The 428-nt window shown below is 44.9% G+C and carries 1 protein-coding gene; it reads left to right on the top strand.

The window, feature by feature from the left end:
- Positions 1-428 (top strand): VCBS domain-containing protein (locus AB4351_RS22280; protein ID WP_372127205.1); only part of this gene is annotated, 428 nt, incomplete at both ends.

The raw sequence follows: 428 nt of genomic DNA, 5'->3' as shown, positions 1-428 counted from the left end.
GAAACACAAGCGCTGGATAGTGAATTTAAATTCTATAGAGGCCAGCTTCAGCTAATTGACCCTGATAGTGGTGATAACACTCAGTTTGTTTTTAGCGGGAAGTATTTAGGCCAAGGGTTTGAGCCTGGTCACCTTGATGTTTGGCCTAATGGCACTTATCAATTCAGATTAGAAGCTGTTACCAATCGTCATGCGGACGATCTCATTGGTAGCCTACATGCTGGCGAGTCGATGGAGCTCCCCTACGAAATCGAAACCAATGATGGTCAAAAGCTCACCATTATGGTGAAGGTGACCGGTGAAGATAACCAAGCAAAAATTGAAGTAACGCCCTACTCCAGCCTCAATAATCATGTTTACGAAGATCACACTTCCTTTGGCAATACCACTAATCAGCTCAGCAGTGGCGGCACGTTACACGTGATTGA

This window comes from Vibrio sp. 10N.261.51.F11 (assembly GCF_041471665.1).
Taxonomy (GTDB): Bacteria; Pseudomonadota; Gammaproteobacteria; order Enterobacterales; family Vibrionaceae; genus Vibrio; species Vibrio crassostreae_C.
This window is presented reverse-complemented; position numbering and strand designations above follow the sequence as displayed.